Source organism: Mesorhizobium sp. USDA 3734 (genome assembly GCF_056279665.1).
This window is the reverse complement of the sequence record NZ_JBWCCW010000001.1, coordinates 6,499,635-6,519,370: the sequence shown is the minus strand read 5'-3', so window position 1 is coordinate 6,519,370 and position 19,736 is coordinate 6,499,635. Positions and strand designations below refer to the sequence as shown.

Annotated in this window: 16 protein-coding genes and 1 pseudogene; 5 read left to right on the top strand and 12 right to left on the bottom strand. The window is 64.5% G+C overall.

Translation table 11 applies throughout. The features are described 5' to 3' along the window. Positions 1-9: 9 nt before the first annotated feature. On the bottom strand, positions 10-1,029 hold the full coding sequence (locus ACZ89F_RS31135; RefSeq protein WP_476096005.1) for a LacI family DNA-binding transcriptional regulator: 1,020 nt from the start codon (positions 1,027-1,029) through the stop codon (positions 10-12). Between the two features lie 220 nt (positions 1,030-1,249). On the opposite strand from ACZ89F_RS31135, the gene ACZ89F_RS31130 reads away from it, so the two are divergent. From ACZ89F_RS31130 to ACZ89F_RS31120, 3 genes are read left to right on the top strand one after another with little or no spacing between them, the layout of a single operon-like run. Continuing rightward, positions 1,250-2,833 carry a sugar ABC transporter ATP-binding protein gene (locus tag ACZ89F_RS31130; protein ID WP_476096004.1) on the top strand — a complete coding sequence of 528 codons (1,584 nt, stop codon included), beginning with the start codon at positions 1,250-1,252 and terminating at the stop codon, positions 2,831-2,833. After that, positions 2,830-4,155 (top strand): ABC transporter permease, encoded by a 1,326-nt coding sequence (locus ACZ89F_RS31125; RefSeq protein WP_476096003.1) that lies wholly within the window; start codon positions 2,830-2,832, stop codon positions 4,153-4,155. Before ACZ89F_RS31130 ends, ACZ89F_RS31125 begins: the two co-directional genes overlap by 4 nt. Continuing rightward, on the top strand, positions 4,142-5,110 hold the full coding sequence (locus tag ACZ89F_RS31120) for a substrate-binding domain-containing protein (RefSeq protein ID WP_476096002.1): 969 nt from the start codon (positions 4,142-4,144) through the stop codon (positions 5,108-5,110). The genes ACZ89F_RS31125 and ACZ89F_RS31120 overlap by 14 nt, the downstream gene beginning before the upstream one ends. Positions 5,111-5,393: 283 nt before the next feature. Here ACZ89F_RS31120 and ACZ89F_RS31115 read toward each other — a convergent pair whose 3' ends face one another. Genes ACZ89F_RS31115 through ACZ89F_RS31090 form a run of 6 tightly spaced genes read right to left on the bottom strand, consistent with a single transcriptional unit; the run spans position 5,394 to position 12,539 of the window. Next, positions 5,394-5,855 carry a MarR family winged helix-turn-helix transcriptional regulator gene (locus ACZ89F_RS31115; RefSeq protein WP_476096001.1) on the bottom strand — a complete coding sequence of 154 codons (462 nt, stop codon included), beginning with the start codon at positions 5,853-5,855 and terminating at the stop codon, positions 5,394-5,396. Beyond that, positions 5,852-6,436 carry an amino acid synthesis family protein gene (locus tag ACZ89F_RS31110; RefSeq protein ID WP_476096000.1) on the bottom strand — a complete coding sequence of 195 codons (585 nt, stop codon included), beginning with the start codon at positions 6,434-6,436 and terminating at the stop codon, positions 5,852-5,854. Before ACZ89F_RS31110 ends, ACZ89F_RS31115 begins: the two co-directional genes overlap by 4 nt. Then, positions 6,429-7,313 (bottom strand): UPF0280 family protein, encoded by an 885-nt coding sequence (locus ACZ89F_RS31105; RefSeq protein ID WP_476095999.1) that lies wholly within the window; start codon positions 7,311-7,313, stop codon positions 6,429-6,431. Before ACZ89F_RS31105 ends, ACZ89F_RS31110 begins: the two co-directional genes overlap by 8 nt. Further along, positions 7,313-8,854, bottom strand: coding sequence for a 6-hydroxynicotinate reductase (locus ACZ89F_RS31100; RefSeq protein ID WP_476095998.1), 1,542 nt, complete (start codon positions 8,852-8,854; stop codon positions 7,313-7,315). Before ACZ89F_RS31100 ends, ACZ89F_RS31105 begins: the two co-directional genes overlap by 1 nt. Next, on the bottom strand, positions 8,851-11,685 hold the full coding sequence (locus tag ACZ89F_RS31095) for a molybdopterin-dependent oxidoreductase (protein ID WP_476095997.1): 2,835 nt from the start codon (positions 11,683-11,685) through the stop codon (positions 8,851-8,853). Before ACZ89F_RS31095 ends, ACZ89F_RS31100 begins: the two co-directional genes overlap by 4 nt. Continuing rightward, positions 11,682-12,539: an FAD binding domain-containing protein gene (locus tag ACZ89F_RS31090; RefSeq protein WP_476095996.1), complete on the bottom strand. Its 858-nt coding sequence runs from the start codon at positions 12,537-12,539 to the stop codon at positions 11,682-11,684. The genes ACZ89F_RS31095 and ACZ89F_RS31090 overlap by 4 nt, the downstream gene beginning before the upstream one ends. Positions 12,540-12,809: 270 nt before the next feature. Between ACZ89F_RS31090 and pncA the strand changes: the two are divergent. Continuing rightward, positions 12,810-13,425: pseudogene (pncA, locus tag ACZ89F_RS31085) on the top strand (bifunctional nicotinamidase/pyrazinamidase). Between the two features lie 70 nt (positions 13,426-13,495). Continuing rightward, on the top strand, positions 13,496-14,878 hold the full coding sequence (locus ACZ89F_RS31080; RefSeq protein ID WP_476097439.1) for a sodium:proton antiporter: 1,383 nt from the start codon (positions 13,496-13,498) through the stop codon (positions 14,876-14,878). Here the strand turns inward: ACZ89F_RS31080 and ACZ89F_RS31075 are convergent, their stop codons facing one another. The 5 genes from ACZ89F_RS31075 to ACZ89F_RS31055 form a co-directional block, all read right to left on the bottom strand. Beyond that, positions 14,879-15,613: an ABC transporter ATP-binding protein gene (locus ACZ89F_RS31075; protein ID WP_476095995.1), complete on the bottom strand. Its 735-nt coding sequence runs from the start codon at positions 15,611-15,613 to the stop codon at positions 14,879-14,881. It abuts the gene before it with no gap. Then, a complete protein-coding gene (locus tag ACZ89F_RS31070) occupies positions 15,610-16,335 on the bottom strand; it encodes an ABC transporter ATP-binding protein (protein ID WP_476095994.1) in 726 nt (241 codons plus the stop codon). The genes ACZ89F_RS31075 and ACZ89F_RS31070 overlap by 4 nt, the downstream gene beginning before the upstream one ends. Then, positions 16,332-17,294 carry a branched-chain amino acid ABC transporter permease gene (locus ACZ89F_RS31065; protein ID WP_476095993.1) on the bottom strand — a complete coding sequence of 321 codons (963 nt, stop codon included), beginning with the start codon at positions 17,292-17,294 and terminating at the stop codon, positions 16,332-16,334. Before ACZ89F_RS31065 ends, ACZ89F_RS31070 begins: the two co-directional genes overlap by 4 nt. Further along, on the bottom strand, positions 17,291-18,172 hold the full coding sequence (locus tag ACZ89F_RS31060; protein ID WP_476095992.1) for a branched-chain amino acid ABC transporter permease: 882 nt from the start codon (positions 18,170-18,172) through the stop codon (positions 17,291-17,293). Before ACZ89F_RS31060 ends, ACZ89F_RS31065 begins: the two co-directional genes overlap by 4 nt. A gap of 214 nt (positions 18,173-18,386) precedes the next feature. Then, entirely contained in the window at positions 18,387-19,709 is a 1,323-nt protein-coding gene (locus ACZ89F_RS31055; protein ID WP_476095991.1) for an ABC transporter substrate-binding protein, read from the bottom strand. Between the last annotated feature and the right edge of the window lie 27 nt (positions 19,710-19,736).

Sequence of the window (19,736 nt, the reverse complement as noted above, 5' to 3'; positions counted from 1 at the left end):
ATGACAGGGTCAGGCGCTCACGCTCTGCGCCATCGCTCCGAGCGGGCGGCATGAATTGCGGATCATCAGCCTACCCTTGAGCACCAGCTTGCGCGGTGGCGCGTCCCTGTTGCCGGCGAGACGGTCGAGAAGCAGATTGGCCGCCTGTTCGCCGATCGCCTGCACCGGCTGGGCCACCGTGGTCAGCTGCGGCTGGAACACGTCGGACCATGGAAAATCGTCGAAGCAGGCGACCGAAATGTCTTCCGGGCAGGTAAGACCGATGTCGCGGATCGCCTTCATGGTGCCGATCACCATCGGGTTGTTGGCAGAAAAAATCGCGCTTGGCCGATCATGCGAGGAAAGCATCTGCATGGTGGCGTTATAGCCGTCTATCTCGTGGAAATTTCCGAAGCGGACCAGCTCCTCCGCGATCGGCAGGCCGGCGGCGTGAAGCGCCTCGCGATATCCTGCCATGCGATCATGCATCGGCGAAATGTCCGATGTGCCGGTGATGTAGCCGATGCGCCGATGGCCGAGATTGATCAGATAGGTGATGGCGTCGAACACCGCGCGCTGGTTGTCGAGCACCACGGTGTCGGTGTCGACGCCCTCGCACATGCGGTCGAGCAGCACGACCGGCACATTGGCGTCGTCGACGATCCGCTTGAGGATCGCGCCGTCGCCGACTCGCGCCACGATCAGCCCGTCGACCATGCGGTCGAGCAGCAGCCGGATCTGGTCGTCCTGGGTGTTCAAATCCTCGTCCGTGCAGCACAGCATGACGGCATAGCCGGCCCGGTCGAAGGCCTGCTGGATAACCGAGACGACATCGGTGAAGAACGGGTTGGTGATGTGCGGCACGGTCAACCCGATGGTGCGGGTCGTGCCCATCTTCAGGCTGCGGGCGATCGCATTGCGCTTGTAGCCGATATCGCGGATCGCCTGTTCGATGCGCTGGCTGAGTTCCGGGCTGACCGTCGCCGTGCCGTTGATCAACGCCGACACGGTGGCGACCGAGACACGCGCTGCCTCAGCCACATGAAGCATGGTGGGTGCGGTTGATTTGCGCTGTTTTTTTCGCCCTGACGCTGTCATTTTCGAAACGTTTCGTCACCCCTTGCTGCCAATACCTACGGAATACCGTATTTTTTAGCAAGAATCGAAATGCATCAAACTTCCGTCACTGGATATCGGCTTGACACGATCGAAACGTTTAGATTAGCGTTTGCGGGAAGTTGACGACGACGGAAGGGAGGCCGCCATTGTCATGGAACACGCGAGTTCCCTTTCCCCGGAGCACGGTGCGGCGGATCGGTCAGACACCGTTCTGAGCGCTGAGCGCATCTCCAAGAGCTTCGGCGGCATCGCTGCCCTGGTCGATGTCGGCTTCGAGCTGAGACGCGGCGAGGTTCATGCCTTGATGGGTGAGAACGGCGCCGGCAAGTCGACGCTTATGAAGATCCTCTCCGGCGTCTACACCGGCTATGAAGGCACGGTCAGCGTCGATGGCCGTCCCGTCAGCTTCGCCGGCGTGCGTGACGCCGAGGATGCCGGCATCGCCATCATCCACCAGGAGCTCAACCTGGTGCCCGAACTCAGCGTCGCCGACAACATCTTCCTCGGCCGCGAGAAGCTGATCGCCGGGCTGATCGTCGACCGCAAGGCGAGCAGCCGCGCGGCGGGCGCCTTGTTGCAGCGGCTCGGCATCGAACTCGATCCGCAAGCCCGCGTCGGCGCCCTGCGTGTCGGCGAGCAGCAACTGGTCGAGATCGCCAAGGCCTTGTCGATGTCGGCACGCATCCTGATCATGGACGAGCCGACCTCGGCGCTGTCGCCGGCCGAATGCCAGCGGCTGTTCCGCATCATCCGCCAGCTTGCCGAGAGCGGTGTCGCCATCGTCTACATCTCGCACCGCATCGACGAGGTGATGCATCTGGCCAGCCGCGTCACCGTGTTTCGCGACGGACGCCATGTGCTGACCAAGCCGATGGCCAGGCTCGACGAAGATGCGATCATTTCCGCGATGGTCGGACGAAACCTGCTCGCTTCCTCCCAGGAAGAGCGCCACTCCGGCGGCAAGATCGTGCTTTCGGTCGAAAACCTGTCGCTGTCGAAGCCCGATGCCCATGGCTGGCGCACGGTGATCGACGGCGTCGGCTTCGATCTTGCCGCCGGAGAAATCCTTGGCATTGGCGGGCTGCTGGGTTCGGGCCGTACCGAGATCCTGGAAGCGATCTTCGGCTCGAGCGATGGTCGTACCGGTGGCGAAATCCAGGTCGATGGCCAACCCGTGGATATCCGTTCGCCCCGCGATGCAAGGCGGCTGGGCATCGCACTGGTCACCGAGGACCGCAAGACGCAAGGCCTGCATCTGCAGGCATCGATCACGGACAATGTCGCGCTGCCGCTGGTCGGATCGCTGGCGCGCTTCGGCATCCGCTCTCTGGCCGGCGAACAGGGGCTGGCGCGGCAGGCGGTCAAGGCGCTCGGCATCCGCTGCCAGGGCATCGACCAGCCCGCCGGCACGCTGTCGGGCGGCAACCAGCAGAAAGTCGTCATCGGCAAGTGGCTGGCGACCAGGCCAAGAGTGCTGTTGCTGGACGAGCCGACGCGTGGCATCGATGTCGGCGCCAAGCGTGAGATCTACGACCTGATCTTCAAGCTGGCGCGCGACGGTCTCGCCATCGCCGTCATCAGCTCCGAACTGCCGGAGCTTCTGCATCTCTCCGACCGCATCCTGGTGATGGCCGATGGCCGCCAGACAGGCATTCTTTCCCGCGATGCGGCCAGCGAGGAGGCCATCATGCGCCTCGCCGCCCCGCGCCGGACCATATCGAGACCAGCCGCATGACCGCCCTGAAACTCCTATCCCGGACCAAGCTTTATTGGGGTCTGATCGCCATCTTCCTGATCGGCGTGCTGGGCTCGCCGATGAGTTCGAAGGGCAACAACATCTTCCTCTCCTACGGCAATCTGCTCGACGTGCTGCGCCAGGTGTCGACCACCGGCCTGATCGCCACCGGCATGACGGCGGTGATCATCACCGGCGGCATCGACCTTTCCGTCGGCTCGCTGATGGCCATCTGCTCGGTGGTCTGCGCCATGCTGCTGACGGTTCCTGGCGTGACGCCGGGCGTCGTGCTGGGCGTGCCGACCGTCGCACTGGTGGCCCTTTGCCTCGGCTTCGTCGTCACCCGCTTCATCTTCCAGAACCTCGCAAAATCCCGTGCCGGCGTCGACCTCGCCCGCGACATCAGGCTTGACGGTATTCGCGGTCTGGTCACGCCCGCCGTCGTCGGCGTGGTCCTGTGCTGCCTGTCCCTGTGGTACCTGCTGCCGCAGATCGAGCCCAAATTCGGCGTTCTCGGCGTGCTGCTGGTCGCGCCGTGCGTGGGATTGCTGTTCGGCGCGCTCAACGGCTTCATCATCGTTGCCGGGCGGTTGCAGCCCTTCATCGTCACACTGGCGATGATGGTGACGGCGCTCGGCATCGCCCGCCTCACCGCCGGCCAGAACAATGCGGTGCTGCCGGTCTATACCGGCTCGAACGCCACCGCCGATTTCGAGATCCTGCGCTCGCTGGTGTTCGGCGTCATCCCGATGCCGGGGCTGTTCTTCCTCGGCGCCATCCTGATCTACGGCGCGGTGCTGCGCTTCACGCCGTTCGGCCGCTATGTCTACGCCATCGGCGGCAATGAGGAAGCGGCGCGGCTCTCGGGTATCGCCGCCGGCCGCGTCAAGATCGCCACCTATGCCATCTCCGGGCTGCTCGCCGGCATCGCCGCCGTGCTCTATGTCGCGCAATACCGGCAAGGCAAGCCGGATGCGGGCGCGGGGCTGGAGCTCGACGCCATCGCCGCCGTCGTCATCGGCGGCACCAGCCTGATGGGCGGGCGCGGCAGCCTTATCGGCACGTTCTGCGGCGTGCTGATCTTCGGGCTGCTCTCCAACATCCTGCAGCTCCACAACATCAATTCGAACCTTCAGCTGGTGCTGAAGGGGATGATCATCATCGGCACCGTGCTCGTGCAGGAGCGCAATGCCGGTGATCTCCTGGCCTATCTGCGCCTGCCCGGCGGGCAAGCGGCGCACAAGGAAACGACCGCGGCAAAGCGGCCGTCGCAAGAGACACCGTCTCTCAATCTCGGAGGAAACAAAAATGAAACGACGTGACATGCTGAAGCTTGCCGCCATGACCGCGGCACTGCTGACCACCACCGCGCTCATGACCACCGGCAATGCCTTCGCCCAGGACAAGAAGTGGAAGATCGGCTTCTCGCAGGTGACGACTATCGAGCCCTGGCGCGCGCAGTTCAACAAGGACATCCTGGCCGAAGCCGCCAAGCATCCCGAGGTCGAGCTGATCATCACCGACGGTGAGGACAAGACCGAAAAGCAGGTCGCCGATGTCGAGAACCTGATCCGTCAGGAGGTCGACGCACTGCTGGTGTCACCGAAGGAATCCGCCGGCCTGACCGGCGTCGTGCAGCAGGCGATCGACGCCAAGATCCCGGTCTTTGTGCTCGACCGCAATGTCGACACCAAGGACTACACGCAGTTCGTCGGCGGCGACAACGCGCTGATCGGCCGCGCCGCCGGCGAATATGCCGTCGAGCTGCTTGGCGGCAAGGGCAAGGCTTCAGGCAACGTCGTCGAGATCTGGGGCGGCATGGGCACCCAGCCGGCGCATGACCGCCATGACGGCTTCCACGAGTTCACCGACAAGGAACCGGGCATCAAATATCTGCTCGACCAGCAGTCGGGCGACTGGAAGCAGGACCAGGCCTATAATCTGATGGCCAACGCGCTGAAGAGCAACGAGAAGATCGATCTCGTCTACGGCCACAACGACCCGATGGCCTATGGCGCCTATCTCGCCGCCAAGGATGTCGGTCGCGAGAAGGACATCAAGTTCATCGGCATCGACGGTCTGCCCAACGAAGGCGTGCAGATGGTCAACAAGGGCGAGCTGACGGCGACCTTCACCTATGTCACCCCGGGCGCCGAAGGCTTGCGGCAGGCGATCAAGTTCCTCAACGGCGAGAAGGTCGAAAAGACCATCACTCTGCCGACCGAGAAGATCACCAAAGAAAACGCCGCCCAGGTGCTGAAAGACAACGGCCTCTGAGTTTTCGCCGGGGATAAGTGCCGGCCCAAGGTCCAGGTTCTTCGTCCCAGGGACAGCTTGGCACCTCACCTCTCCTCTCCCCCGTCGATCGGGGGAGAGGTGTCGAGCGCAGCTCGACGGAGTGGGGGTCGACCCTTGGCGCGGTGCAGGAAGATTCTTGCGCAGTGGTCCCTTTTCAATATTCGTTGGCGGCGGTTGCCAGGTGGTTCCCCCACTCCGTCGCTGCTTCGCAGCGCCACCTCTCCCTCCTCCGGAGGGAGAGGAAAGAACCACGCCGTCGCCCTTACGCCAGCTTCGCCAGCAATTTCATGAAGGTGGCGATCTCCTTGGCCGAGAGCGGCGCCAGCGTTTCCTGCGTGATCTCGCGCGCCAGCGGGATCAGGCGCTCGATCGCATCGCGGCCTGCCGCGGTCAGATTGACCAGCAGCCGCCTTTTGTCGACCTCGTGCCTGGAAAGCTCGACCAGGCCGCGCGCCTTCAGCCGGTCGATGACGCCTTTCACCGTCGCCGCATCCATGGCGATCAGCGTGCCGAGCTGGTTCTGCGAGGTCTCGCCGACATCGCGCAGCTTGGCGAGTGCGGCGAATTGCGGCGGCGTCAGATCGCCGATATGCGCGGCAAAGATCGAGACATGACGCTGGTGCGCCTTGCGCAGGATGAAGCCGACCTGCTCCTGCAAGAGGTAGTCCTGATCGTCCGGCGTCTCGACCTCGACCAGCTTGAGCAGATTGTCCTCGGCGCTCACCGCAGCCCGTCCCAGGCCTTGATATCCCCAGCAGCCAGCCCGCCCATGCGGTCGTGCACGCGTGGGCCACAGGTCATGGCGAGGCAGAACAGGATCTCGTCGGGGCGCGGCCCGTCACTGATGCCGACTTCCATGGCGTCGAAATGGCTGCGCACATAGGCGGCGTTGATATGGCCGAGCGGCACGTCGAGTTTTGAACCGAAAGCGCCGACCTTCTTCGCCGACGGCACGATCGCCTTGGCGTCGCCGAGCCGTTCGCGCATGGCGTAGCCACCAGGCACATGCCAGAGCGCACCGTGCTCGAGTTCGCCCGCCGTGCCGACAATGGCGCCCTTGCCATAGCCGTCGATCTGCTTGACGTCGCCGCCGAGTGCCGCGATCAGTCGATCGGCGAGCAGCAGGCCGAGCGGCTTCAGATCGTCCATGGCGCTCTGCAAGTCCTCGACATAGCGCCCGGCGAACGGGTTTTTCACCAGCCCCATGGCGGCCGCGCGGCGGCGCGGTACTTTTGCGATCGGCCCGCCCTCGTGAAAAATCTCTTCGGTCAGCACCGCGATCTTGCGGATCGGAAACTCAGGCATGGGCAACTTCCTCCCTCGAACTTTTGTTGGGCGCGGCAAGTGCGACCGAGCCACTGATGCGGGCCTCACCGCCAAGAAACAGCGCCGATCCGGCAATCAGGCCGCGCCGGCGAAAATCTTCGGCGACGGCAAGGCCATTGTCCAGCGCCCGCGCCACCTCGCCAGGCGCAAGCGTGCCGACGCCTTGTGTCACCAGCCGCGCGCCAAGATCGCTGTCTGGCGACAGTTCCTGTGCGGAAATGCGCCTGATGGCGGGATTGCCGGGCAGGTCAACCGCGTTGGCAATGAGCGTCGCCGCCGCATCGGCCTCGGCGCCAGTCCGCGCGAGCACGGTGACGGCGTCGGCAATGCCAAGCGAGAAGGAGCGGCCGCGCCAACCGCTGGTGGCAACGCCGCGAACGCCATCTTCTGCGCGGATCGTGATCCGATCCGCCAAATGGTTGCCGGTGCCGGCGATCGCCAAGCCCATCGACTGGCCCTTGCCGATATGGATTGCGCAGTCACCGCCATTGTTGACATAGGCGCGATCGAGCTTGCGACCGGCAAGCAACGCGGCGAGCATTTCGTCGGCTACCGATCCCGCGACGGCGGCCATCGGTGTTATGAAACATTCCGCCAGGGGCATGACGGCTGCTTCCATGCGGCGCGCCGTCGGGCCGGCGAAGGTGCGAGGCGCCAGGAAAAACGCCGGGAGCCGCAATTCGGGGAGCTCCTCGACCAACTCGATCAGGATCGTCTGAAAGCGCGCGACGGCTTGAGTGTAGGCAGCACGACACTCATCCGCGTCGCCAAAGGCCTCGACGATCAGGTCGATCGGCCCGTGGTTGAGATGCAGCCGCTTGCCGTCCTGCAGCCAATGCGTTTGCGGGCCGTCCATCATCCGGTCTCATCAGACGCAGCGCGGCGCAGTTGCGCCAGTGGTGGCCATGGATTGCTGGCTGCGGCACCGGTGCCGCGGCGCGGATTGAAATATTCGCCACCCTTGGCAACGATATCCTCGACGCTGCGAATCTCTGCCTCGTAGCCCCCGAGCCTGATATAGTCGTCGCGGCGGAGCGTGAATTCGATCGGCGCCACCAGTGCGGGGGTCGGCACATAGCCGAAGGCGCCCTCCGGCACCCTGGTGACATCGACCATCAGCGTGATGCCGCCGCCCGGCCAGACATAGACCGGCGCGCCGCCGACCGTGACATAGGTGGTCAGGCCCTGCACCGATCGCGTGAGGTTGACCGGGTTTTCGGTGACGCCGGCGCGCAGTGAACCGCCGGCACCGCCGATGAACAGCACGGTGCAGAGCGCCGGCTCGCAATTGTCCTCGATCAGCCCGACCGACTTTTGCAGCCGCTCGGGAAACGGTTTTTGGACCGGCTTCAACTCGTCGTCGAGCTCGTAATAGGCGAACTGCTCGCCGGTGGTCGAAACCATCAGCAACGACAGGCCCGGCCGCGCGCCCTTCTTGGCGTTCCATTCGCCGAGGATCGACAGCGGGTCGGAAATGCTGGTGCCGCCCCAGCCCAGCCCGGGTTCGGAGACCTTGAAATAGCGGCCCGGCGTTGAACGGCGGCCGATGATTTTTATCCCGGTATCCTGCCAGCCCAGCACCTTGCCGGCCTGATGCTCGGAAACGACGCCGGTGATGTGGTCGTCGACCACCACCACCTCGTCGACCAGACCACGCCATTGCGTGGCGAACATGCCGATGGTGGCCGAGCCGCAGCCGACACGCATGCGGTGTTCCTGCTTGCCGTCGATGACTGGCGGTTTGCCGGCTTCGACTGTTATGGTGGCGCCGCCGTCGATGGCCAGTTCCACCGGTTTGCGGTTGCACAGATTGAGCAGCGCGTCGCAGGTCGCGCGACCCTCGGCCTTGGAGCCGCCGGTCAGATGATGCACACCGCCCAGCGACAGCATTTGCGAGCCATATTCGCCCGTCGTGACATGGCCGATCGCCTCGCCTTGCGATCGCACAATAGCCGTCTCGGGTCCGATATGCCGGTCGGTGTCGATCTTCACCTTGACGCCGCAGTAGGAGAAAATGCCCTCGGTGACGACGGTGACGAGATCGACGCCCTCGACCTCCTGGCTGACGATGAAAGGGGCCGGCTTGTAGTCGGGGTAGGTGGTGCCGGCACCGATGGCGGTGACGAAGCGGCGGCCGGTGTTGACCAATTCGCCGTCCCATGCCTCGCCCTCGGCAACGAAGGGCACGATTGCCGCGCCGGTCTCCGCCGCATGGTCGAGGATGGTCAGCGGGTCCATCCGCACGATCCTGCCGCCGACATTGCCGTAGCGGTCGCAGGCGCCGGTGCGTCCATCGGCGATGTAGCACATGACCGGACAGGCATCGCAGCGGATCTTCTCCGCCACCAGTTTCTCGCCGGGATCATGCGTTTCGAAGCGTTCGGCAAGCTCGCTCATCGGCGTGCCTCCTTTTCGCGAATGCCATCTTTTTCACGGATGCCAGCGCGGATACGCGTCGGCGTCGCCGGGACCTTGGTGACCAGAACACCGGTGGCGTGGCGGATGGCATTGAGAATAGCCGGTGCCGTCGGGATCAGCACATGCTCGCCCAGCCCCTTGGCGCCGAAGGGTCCTTCCGGATCCGGAACTTCTATCAGAATGGTCTCGATCGGCGGCACGTCACCGATGGTCGGGATGAGATAGTCGTGCAGATTCTCGGTGCGGCCGGGGATGTACTCCTCCATCAGCGCCATGCCGATGCCTTGCGCGATGCCGCCTTCGATCTGGCCTTCGACCAGCAGCGGGTTGATCGCCTTGCCGACATCGTGCGCGGCGGTGATCTTGATCAGCTTGACCGTGCCGAGCTTGAGGTCGACCTCCAGTTCGGCGATCTGCGCGCCAAAGCCGTAGACGGCGTAGGGTTTGCCCTGGCCCTTGGCATCGAGCGGCAGCGTCGGCGGGTCGTAGGTCTCCTCTGCGCGGAAGACGAAGCCATCGGCATCCACGTCCAATGTGGCGAGGTCGATGCGGCGGGTGGCTTCGCCCTCGCGGATGACGATCGCCTGGCCGTCGAGTTGCAGGGCTGCGTTTCCGGAAACATTGGCAAAGCGCAGGATCTTTTCGCGCAAGGCGCGGCCGGCCTTTTCGGCCGCCTTGCCCGTGACGAAGGTCTGGCGCGAGGCCGATGTCTTGCCGGCGTCGGGAGTGATTGATGTATCGGCGCTCTTCAGCCGGAATCTTTCCAGCGGCAGGCCGAGCGCGTCGGCGCAGATCTGTGTGATGACGGTGTTCGAACCCTGGCCGATATCGACGGCGCCCTGGTGCAGGATGACCGTGCCGTCAGCCGCGATGCCGACACGGATTGTCGACGGGTTGGGCAGCGAGGTGTTGCCGCAGCCATACCAGCAGGACGCGACGCCAACGCCGCGCTTTCTATCCCTGTTGGCACTGTTGAATGCGTCCGCATCAGCCGTCGCGCGCACCCAATGCGGCCGCAGCGATTCGAGGCACTCGGCTATGCCGACGCCGGAGTCCAGTCGCTGTCCGGTAACCGTTTCGGAACCGTTACGAAGGCAGTTCCTCAAGCGAAAGTCGAGCCGGTCCATGCCGAGCTTGCCGGCCAGTTCGTCATAGAGCGTCTCCTGCATGATTGTCGCCTGCGGCACGCCGAAGCCGCGGAAGGCGCCGGAGATCGGCCCATGCGTGTGAATGGCGCGGCCCTCGGCGCGGTAGTTTGGCGTCGCATAGGGGCCGGACGCATGCACCGGCACGCGGTTGGCGACGGTCGGCCCCCAGCTCGCATAGGCGCCGGTGTTGAAATCGCCTGAGAAGGTCATGCCGGTGACAAGGCCATCGGCATCGGCGCCGACGGTCGCTTTCATCACGGCTGGATGGCGCTTGGTGGTCGATGTCATCGATTCGGTGCGGGTGTAGGCGAGTGCCGCCGGCCGCCCGGTCTTCAGCGCCACAAGGCCGATCAGCGGCTGCAGCGAAACGTCGAGTTTCGAACCGAAACCGCCACCGGTCGCGGTCGGCACGATGCGCACCTTGTCGACGGCAAGGCCGAGCACCTTCGCCGTCTCGTCGCGGTCCATGTAAGGCGCCTGGGTGCAAGCGACGACCACCAGCGTGTCGCCGTCCAGATAAGCATAGCCGGCTTCCGGTTCGATATAGGCGTGCTCGACATAGGAGGTGTCGATGGCGCCGGACACGGTGAAAGCAGAACCGGCAAGCGCCGTCTCGGGGTCGCCGCGTTCGACCAGGCCGGAGGTGAGCAGGTTCGCCGGTCGATTTTCGTGGATCGGCGCGGCACCCTTGGCCTGCGCTTCGGCAGGTTGCAGAAAATGCGGCAGTTCGCTCCAGCGGATAGGAAAATCCGACAAATCGAGATCGAGGATCGCCTCGCGCTCGCCGGCAACCAGCGCCACCGCCTCGCCGCGAAGCCGTGAAAACCCTTCGGCCAGAGCCGGCTGGTCGGCGAACGGGCCGATAGCGCCGAAACAGTTCTTTCCCGGAATGTCGGCTGCTGTGAAGACACCGGCGATGCCGGGATGCGCCTTCGCCCAGCCGTCGAGGTCGCCGAAGGCGAAGCTGGCGTGATAATGCGGCGAGCGGACCACCAGCACGGCCAGCGCATCGACGGGGAAGGAATCGCCGCCGAATTTCTCCCCGCCGGTGACCTTCGGCACGCCGTCGAGCCGGATGGGTGAGGAGCCGATCGCATGGCCCGATTGAGGCAAGCGGAAATCGAGGCTTGCGGCCTGCAGGGAGGCATCCATCACCGCCGCGATGATCTTCCGGTAGCCTGTGCAGCGGCAGAGAATACCGCCTAGTGCGTCCTGCACCTCGGTCTCGGTCGGGCGGGGTTGCTTGTCCAGCAATGCGGTTGCCGCGACCAGCAGCGCCGGCGTGCAGATGCCGCACTGCGCCGCGCCGTGGGCAAGGAACGACGCCTGCAGCGCCGACAGCCGGCCATTGGCGAGGCCTTCGACTGTCGTCACCGACGCCCCGGCGACGGACGCAGCCGGCATCAGGCAGGCGCAGACGGGATCGCCGTCGACCAGCACCGTACAGGCGCCGCAGTCGCCGGCATCGCAGCCGACCTTGGTGCCGGTCAGCAGCAATTCATCACGCAACACCAGGGACAGCCGGCGCAGCGGCGGTACGTTGACAGAGATGGCAGTGCCATTGACCTCGAAGGCGATATCGGCGCGCTCAGCGCCGAAGCCAGGCTGGATGACGCCCAGATCCGGCAGGGGTTCGCTCGCTTCAGGTTGAACCTGGCTCATGCCGCGGCCACCTCGTCGCCAGTCGTTCGCCCCACGGCCGCAAGCACGGCGCGGGCGATAATCTCGCGCACCGCATCGAGCCGGTATTCGGCGCTGCCGCGCACGTCGGCGATGGGCGACAGTTCAGCCATCGGCGCGGCCAGGACCGCGTCGGCAAGTCCGCCGTCCACCGGCAGCCCGCGCAGCGCGGCTTCGACGCCGGCCAGCCGCCTGGCCACCACCGAGCAGGAGCCGGCGGCGACCGCCGCTTCCACAACGATGTCGTTGTCGACGACCAGACGTGCCGCCACCATGGCGATGGAAATGACGAGGTAGCGCCTTGCGCCGAGTTTCACGAAAGCCGATTTGCCGCGGGGCTTCGGCACGCGGATGGCCGTCACCATCTCACCGGGCAACAGAGCCGTGCGGCGGTTGCCGAGAATGAAGTCCTGCAACGGCAAATGCCGCGTGGCTGCCACGGAGCGCAGCTCGACCTCGGCATCGAGGACGAGCAGGGCCGGCACGCCGTCGGCGGCAGGCGACGCGTTGCAGAGATTGCCGGCGACCGAGGCGACGTTCTGGATCTGCGCCGAGCCGACCTCTCGCGCCGCCTGTTTCAGCGCATCGAAGGCTGGCGGCAAGGGGTGGCGGATGATGTCGGTCCAGGTCGTGCGCGCACCGATGACGACATGGTCGTCCGTCTCGGCAATGCCGCGCAGCGAAGCCAGGCCGTTGATGTCTAGGACATTGTCGCGGAAGGGTTTGCTGCCTTGTGCCGGATAGAAATCGGTGCCGCCGGCCAGGATGCGCCAGGCGCCCTCGCCAAGCAAAGCGAGCGCTTCGTCGACCGAGGTGGGTTTCGCGTAACGGATCACGCTTTGCCTTCCAGAAAAGGGGTCTTCCAGAAACCGGTGTTCCCAAGACTCTGCCAGCATCAGCTGCCGGGTAAATTCATTCGTATGCAAATGATATCAAGCCGGCAGGATTTGTCAAAGCCGGAGTTTGCGGCGGCTCGGCCGGCACGCATTTGTTACGCAGCCAGAGGTTGACGCAGCCGGCCATCTGGTCGAGTTTCTGCCTCCGGTCGCGGCAGCGGCATTTTTTCACTAGAGCAAGCTCCCAAGACAACCCACAAGGAAGCCCCCATGGCCGACGAAGCGCTTGTTGTCATCGACCTGCAGAACGACTTTTGTCCGGGTGGCGCGCTGGCGGTTGCCGGCGGCGATGAGATCGTGCCGCTGGTCAACGACCTGATCCGGCGAACCGACCATGTCGTGCTGACGCAAGACTGGCATCCCGCCGGTCATTCCAGCTTTGCCTCCAGCCATCCGGGCGCGCAGCCCCTTCACCATGATTGAAATGCCCTATGGCCAGCAGACGCTGTGGCCGGACCACTGCATCCAGGGCAGCCTCGGCTCGGATTTCCATTCCGGCCTCGCCTGGACCAAGGCCGAGCTCGTCATCCGCAAGGGATTTCGGCCTGATATCGACAGCTACTCGGCCTTCTTCGAGAATGACCGCACGACGCAGACTGGCCTTGCCGGCTACCTCCGGGAACGTGGCATCGACACAGTAACCCTAGTCGGGCTGGCGACCGATTTCTGTGTCGGCTTCTCGGCGCTGGACGCCGTCAGCCAGGGCTTCAAAACCACAGTCCGGCTCGATGCCTGCCGTGGCATCGATCTCAACGGTTCGCTCGAGGCCATGCTGCAGCGCATGCGCGACGCCGGCGTGACGCTCGAAGACCATTTGTCGGACTGACCGGACCGTGGGGCGCAAGGGGGGCTTTTTGCGGATCGCGACAAAGGCGGGCGCTGCAATCGCCGTCGCCATGCTGTTTCCAGCGCAGGCTTTCGCGGCAGAGGAACACGGCCTGCCCGGCGCCGTGATGCCGCTGTGGTGGGCGCTGCCCTTTGCCGGGCTGCTGTTGTCGATCGCCACCGGTCCGCTGCTCTTCCACCATGTCTGGGAGCATCACTACGGCAAGATCACGGCCCTGTGGGCGGCGCTGGTGATCGTGCCGCTGGCGCTTGCCTTCGGTGTCCCCATGGCGACCGAAGCGGTGCTGCATGCGCTGCTCACCGAATACATGTCGTTCATCATCCTGCTGTTTGCGCTCTACACGATTTCAGGCGGCATCCTGCTTTCCGGCAACATCCACGGCACGCCGCTGGTCAATGCCGGGCTGCTGCTGGTCGGCGCTGTGCTCGCCTCGGTCATCGGCACGACCGGCGCCTCGATGATCCTGATCCGGCCGATCCTGCGCGCCAACGATAACAGGCCATTCAACGCCCATGTCGTGATCTTCTTCATCTTCCTGGTGTCCAACATCGGCGGCTCGCTGACGCCCCTGGGTGATCCGCCGCTGTTCGTCGGCTTCCTGCGCGGCGTCGACTTCTTCTGGACGATGACGAACCTCTGGCGTGAGACGCTGTTTGTCGGCGCCGCCGTGCTGGCCGTCTTCCTGGGCATTGACATCATCCTGCATCGGCGCGAGGCCGGTGCGCCGAAGATCAAGGACCCGACGCCGGACAAGACGGTGCGCCTGCGCGGCCTGGCCAACCTTCCGCTGCTGGCGGGTGTGATCGGCGCAATCCTGCTGTCGGCGGCCTGGAAACCGGGCGTGAGCTTTTCCGTGTTCGGCGTCAGTCTCGAACTGCAGAATCTGGTGCGCGACGCCATCATCCTGGCGCTGGCCCTGCTGTCGCTTCCGCTCTCCTACAAGAGCCACCGCGAGGCCAACGGCTTCAACTGGGGTCCGATAACGGAGGTGGCCAAATTGTTTGCCGGCATCTTCATCTGCATCGTGCCGGTCATCGCCATCCTCAGGGCAAGCCATGAGGGGGCACTGGCACCGCTGGTGTCGCTTGTCAGTTCGCCCTCGGGCCAGCCCAACGATCTCGCCTATTTCTGGCTGACCGGGGCGCTGTCGTCCTTCCTCGACAATGCGCCGACCTATCTGGTGTTTTTCGAGCTTGCCGGCGGCGACCCCCAGCACCTGATGACGGAGGTCGCCTCGACTTTGGCGGCGATCTCGGCGGGTGCCGTGTTCATGGGCGCCAACACCTATATCGGCAATGCGCCGAACTTCATGGTCTACGCCATCGCCCGACATCGCGGCGTCAGGATGCCGGGCTTCTTCGGTTACATGGCATGGTCGGGGCTGGTGCTGATCCCGACATTCTTGGTTGCGGGCTTTCTGTTCTTTGGCTGATTAGCCCACTCCGACATAGCGGCGAACGGCCGACGGATCGGCGCGTAGATCCTCGACATCAACCGTCTCGCGGTTGCGGCCGTTTTCGATGAAGGCAACGCGGTCGGCGACTGAAAGCACCGCATCGACACGCTGCTCGACCAGGATGGTCGAAACGCCCATGTCGCGCAGCTTCGACACCGTCTCGCGGATCTTGGCGATCATCGACGGCATCAGCCCTTCGGTCGGCTCGTCGAGCAGCAGCACCTGCGGCTCGAGGCAAAGCGCGCGCGCCATGGCCAGCATCTGCTGCTCGCCGCCGGACAGCGTACCGGAGCGTTGCCGCAGCCGCTGGCGCAGCAGCGGAAAGAGGTCGAGAACGTTTTCCCGCGTCGCCTTGCCCTTGCCGCGCGCCATCAGGCCGATCTCGATGTTTTCGGCCACCGTCATCTCGGCGAACAGCCGCCTGCCTTGCGGCACATAGGCGACGCCGGCCTTGGGCACCTCGTGCGCCGGCAGGCCGGTCAATTCCTGGCCGTCGAGCCTGATCGAGCCGGCGCTTGAGGGAACCAGCCCCATGATGGCTTTGAGCGTCGTCGTCTTGCCGGCGCCATTGCGGCCGAACAGGCACAGCACCTCGCCCTTGTTCAGGACGAGGTCGAGGCCATAGAGCACCTGGACCTCGCCATAGAAACAATCGAGCCCCGAAATGGTGAGTGCTTGAGACGTCGCCTCGGCCTTGTTTGTCTCGGTCATGGGGCAGTCCCCAGATAGGCTTCCTGCACCGCTGCGTTCTCTCGGATCGCTTCGGGCGTGCCTTCGGCGAGGATCTTGCCGGTATTGAAGACAGTGATGCGGTCGGCGAGTTGCATGACGACCGGCATGTTGTGCTCGATCAGAAGCACGGTGGCGTTCTTAGCGATCTCGCGCACCAGGGTGATGAAATTGTCGATCTCGCTGTCGGCCAGCCCTTGCGTCGGTTCGTCGAGAATCAGCAGGCGCGGTTTCAGCGCCAGCCCCATCGCCACTTCCAGCAGGCGTTGATGGCCGTAGGACAATTGCCCGGCCGGCATGTGGGCGCGGTCGGCCAGGCCGGTGCGTTCGAGCGCAGTCATGACGCCGGCACGCACCGCACCCTTCGAACGGCCATCGCTCAAGGTCCGCTGCACCGGCAGCGCGACATTGTCGTAGGCGGAGAGATTGGCAAAGACGCTGGTGATCTGGAACGTGTAGGCGATGCCCCGGCGAACCCTGATATAGGCCGGCTGGCTGGTGATGTCGGCGCCATCGAAGACGATCATGCCCGATGACGGCTGAATGCGGCCGCTGACCAGGCTGACGAAGGTGGTCTTCCCCGCCCCGTTGGGACCGATGACGGCGCGGATCTCTCCCGGCATCAGGGCGAAGTCGACGCCGTCGACGGCGCGCAGACCGCCGAAATTGCGCGACAGGCCCTTGGTGGTCAAAAGCGGCATCATGGCAGCCACCCGAGCCAGCGCTGGCGGATGCTGCCCAGAATGCCTTTGGGGAAGAACAGCACCAAAAGGATGAGCGCGATGCCGACGATCAGCAGATAGGCGGAGGTGTAGCCGCTGGTGATGTCGATGACGTAATACATGAACAGCGTGCCGATCAGCGGCCCTAGCGTGGTGGCGGCACCCCCCAGCAGCACCCAGAGCAGCGGCAAGATCGAATACTGCACGGAAGCGAAGCTCGATCCGACATAGCCGAACAGCAGTGCATAGGCGGCGCCCGAGGCCGCGCAGATGGTGCCGGAAATGACGACGGCAGCGAGCTTGTTGGAGAAGGTGTCGTAGCCCAGCATCTTCGTCCGCTCCTCGTTCTCGCGGATGGCGACCAGCACGCGGCCATACCGGGAGCGGACGATGGCCAATGTGCCGAGCAGCACGATCGAAAACAGCCCGAGCGCTATCATGTAGCGCACGGTCGGATTGGTGAGCTCGAGCGATGTTGCGCCGAAAGCCAGCACCCGCGCTGGCTGCGGCACGACCATGCCCTGGTCGCCGCCGGTCCACGTCGCAAAATAAAGAATGAGGAGATAAAAAACCTGAGCGAACATCATGGTGACTATCATGAAGGCGACACCCGTGGTGCGCAGCGCCAGCAGGCCGATGAGGAGCGAAAGAACAACACCACAGGTAAGCCCCGCAGCGAATGCCGCTGGTACGCTCCAGCCGAGCTGGATGACGGCAAGGCCGGCGCCATAGAGCCCGGCGGCAAAGAACATCGCATGGCCGAGGCTGAGCAGGCCGACATAGCCGAACAGCATGTTGTAGCCCATGGCAAAGACCGCCAGCACCATGATGCGGGCGAGCAGGCCGTGATAGTACTCCGGCAGCAGGAAACTCAGCACGAAGAGCAGCGCGATGACGCCGAGATGCAACGCATAGGGCTTTGCCGGCGAAGCTTCGCTCATCGCGATGCCGTCCCGAACAGGCCTTGCGGCCGGAACACCAGCACCATGGCGACGAGCAGCGTGGCGATGATCTTGGCCAAAGTCGGCGAGAAGAACATCGAGATGATGCCGTCGGAGAGGCCGATCAGCACGGCGGCGACGACCGTGCCGCGCAGCGAGCCGAGGCCGCCGATGATGACGACGATGAAGGAGAGCAGCAGCGGGTCCTGCCCCATCAAATAATGCGCCTGGCTGATCGGCACGATCAGCACCGCGGCAATGGCCGCCAGCATGGCGCCAAGCGCGAAGACGCCGCCATAGACGCGGCCGACGGGGATGCCGAAGGCTTGCGCCGTCTCGCTGTCATACTGCGTGGCGCGCATGATGAGGCCGATCCTGGTGCGCGTCAGCACCAGCCAGGTCGCGATTAGCAGCAGCGCCGAAGTGGCTATAACGGACAGTTTGTAGCCGGAGTAACCGAACCACGGCAAAAGGATGCGGTAGCTGAACGGCGGCTCCACCGGCCGCGCCTCCGGACCGTAGAAGGTCAGCGCCAACTGCTGGATGATGTAGAGCATGCCGATGGTGGCGACGATGGTGGCTTCCGGATTGTAGTTGAGCCGGCGCAGCACCAGCCGTTCGGCGACCAGCGCTATGGCGCCGACGATCAGTGGCGCGATCACCAGCGCCGCCAGGAAGCCGAGCGCCGGGTGGCCGCCGATAGCTGTCGTGATCGCCCAGGCAAGCACGGCGCCCAGCATGAAGAAATCGCCATGCGCGACATTGACGACGCGCATGACACCGAACACCAGCGACAGGCCGAGCGCCGTCAGCGCCAGCACTGCGGAAGTGACGAGGCCTTCTAGGGCGGCGAGGAGAAGGTGGGGACCGAAGTGCATCGGTTATGCACCGGCGGAGGCGCGAGGCACCCCCCTCTGTCCTGCCGGACATCTCCCCCGCAAGGGGGGAGATTGGATTTCACCTAGGGTTTCGCCAATCGCCAACGTCGGCAGATATGTGCCGCCGCAAGAACCGTCGATCTCCCCCCTTGCGGGGGAGATGGCCGGCAGGCCAGAGGGGGGTTGCTTGGCGCTCACGCTGCTGGAGCTAAGCTCACAGCGCTTGCGTCGTATAATCCCCTTCGGCCTCGTAAAGCCCGTCCTCGATCTTGGTCTTGTGCACGACCTTCAGCTTGCCGCCTTCGACCTTGGAGATGTTCTGGATGCCAAAACACTGGTGGATCTTGCCGTTGAAGGTTTTCGGTCCCTGCGGATGCTCCGGACCCTCGGCGAATTCGGTTAGCGCTTCGGTCGCCTCGACCAGCTTGGCGCGGTCTTCCGGTCCCTTGTAGCCGGCATCTTCCATCGCCTTCTTGACGACGTAGAGCGTTTCCCAGCAGCCGAACATGTGGGCGGCGGTGGAGACGTCCTTGGGGTCGCCGACGGCAGCGCCATTGTCGTCGATGCCGACAGCGGCACGATAGGCCTTTTGCGCCTCGGAATCATCGGCTTGTGCATAGCGCGGCGAGCCTTCCCAGAAATGGCTGCCGTCGAGGAACTCCAGCCCGGGGCTGTTGATGTCGGTGGCCTCGAGCGAATCGATGAAGCCGAACAACTGCGGCCGGTTGGAGCCGTAGAACTCGCCGAGCTCCTTGACGAAGGTGAGCACGGCCGGGCCGACCATCACGTGGTAGATCACCTCGGTCTCGGCCGGGATTTGCGGGAAGTATTTGGTGAAGGACGATTCCGTCGGCGGGATGGCGATCTGCGCGATGACCTCGGCGCCTTGCGCCTTCAGTGCTGGCGGCAGATAGTCGCGATGGTCGTAGCCGAAGGCGAAATCCGGGAATATCTGCGTCACCTTCTTGCCGGCATTGGCCGCGATCCACGGCGCCATCGACTGGATCTGGCTCTTCACGTCGGTGATGCCGGGCTGGAAGACATAGCGGTTCAGCTTGGTCGAGGCGACGTGGTGGCCTTCGCTGACGACGAAATAGGGCATCTTGTTTTCGCCGGCGGCGGGCGCCGAGCCGATGACGACATGCGAGAACAGCGTGCCGAAGACGATGTCGGTCTTGTGCTGGGTGGCGAACTTGCCGACCACTTCGGCGCCGCGGCCGGGATCGGTACCGTCATCCTCGATGATCACCTCGACCTGGCGGCCATTGATGCCGCCGGCGGCATTGATCGCCTTGACCGCGGCAGCGGTGGTCTTTTCGTACCAGCGGCCATAGGCGGCGCCGATGCCGGTGCGGTGCGACTGGAAGCCGATCTTGATCGGCGCCGAACTCTGCGCCTGGGAATAACGGACGAAGCCCGGTGCGACGGCGAGGCCGGCGCCCGCGGCCAGACCCTTCAGCGCCGTGCGGCGGGTGAGGGCAGTCTTGGAGGTGAGGCGAGTCTTGGAGAGGTCGAAAAATCCGTTCTTGTCAGCCATGTTCGTTCCCCTGTTTTTCAGTCTTGA

Bases quoted from the DNA above. Each gene is read 5' to 3' on its own strand.
- ACZ89F_RS31100 (WP_476095998.1), bottom strand. From the start codon at position 8,854: ATGAGCGAGCTTGCCGAACGCTTCGAAACGCATGATCCCGGCGAGAAA.
- ACZ89F_RS31060 (WP_476095992.1), bottom strand. From the start codon at position 18,172: ATGCACTTCGGTCCCCACCTTCTCCTCGCCGCCCTAGAAGGCCTCGTC.
- ACZ89F_RS31095 (WP_476095997.1), bottom strand. From the start codon at position 11,685: ATGAGCCAGGTTCAACCTGAAGCGAGCGAACCCCTGCCGGATCTGGGC.
- ACZ89F_RS31130 (WP_476096004.1), top strand. From the start codon at position 1,250: ATGGAACACGCGAGTTCCCTTTCCCCGGAGCACGGTGCGGCGGATCGG.
- ACZ89F_RS31120 (WP_476096002.1), top strand. From the start codon at position 4,142: ATGAAACGACGTGACATGCTGAAGCTTGCCGCCATGACCGCGGCACTG.
- ACZ89F_RS31055 (WP_476095991.1), bottom strand. From the start codon at position 19,709: ATGGCTGACAAGAACGGATTTTTCGACCTCTCCAAGACTCGCCTCACC.
- ACZ89F_RS31125 (WP_476096003.1), top strand. From the start codon at position 2,830: ATGACCGCCCTGAAACTCCTATCCCGGACCAAGCTTTATTGGGGTCTG.
- ACZ89F_RS31065 (WP_476095993.1), bottom strand. From the start codon at position 17,294: ATGAGCGAAGCTTCGCCGGCAAAGCCCTATGCGTTGCATCTCGGCGTC.
- ACZ89F_RS31080 (WP_476097439.1), top strand. From the start codon at position 13,496: ATGCTGTTTCCAGCGCAGGCTTTCGCGGCAGAGGAACACGGCCTGCCC.
- ACZ89F_RS31070 (WP_476095994.1), bottom strand. From the start codon at position 16,335: ATGATGCCGCTTTTGACCACCAAGGGCCTGTCGCGCAATTTCGGCGGT.
- ACZ89F_RS31110 (WP_476096000.1), bottom strand. From the start codon at position 6,436: ATGCCTGAGTTTCCGATCCGCAAGATCGCGGTGCTGACCGAAGAGATT.
- ACZ89F_RS31075 (WP_476095995.1), bottom strand. From the start codon at position 15,613: ATGACCGAGACAAACAAGGCCGAGGCGACGTCTCAAGCACTCACCATT.
- ACZ89F_RS31135 (WP_476096005.1), bottom strand. From the start codon at position 1,029: ATGCTTCATGTGGCTGAGGCAGCGCGTGTCTCGGTCGCCACCGTGTCG.
- ACZ89F_RS31105 (WP_476095999.1), bottom strand. From the start codon at position 7,313: ATGGACGGCCCGCAAACGCATTGGCTGCAGGACGGCAAGCGGCTGCAT.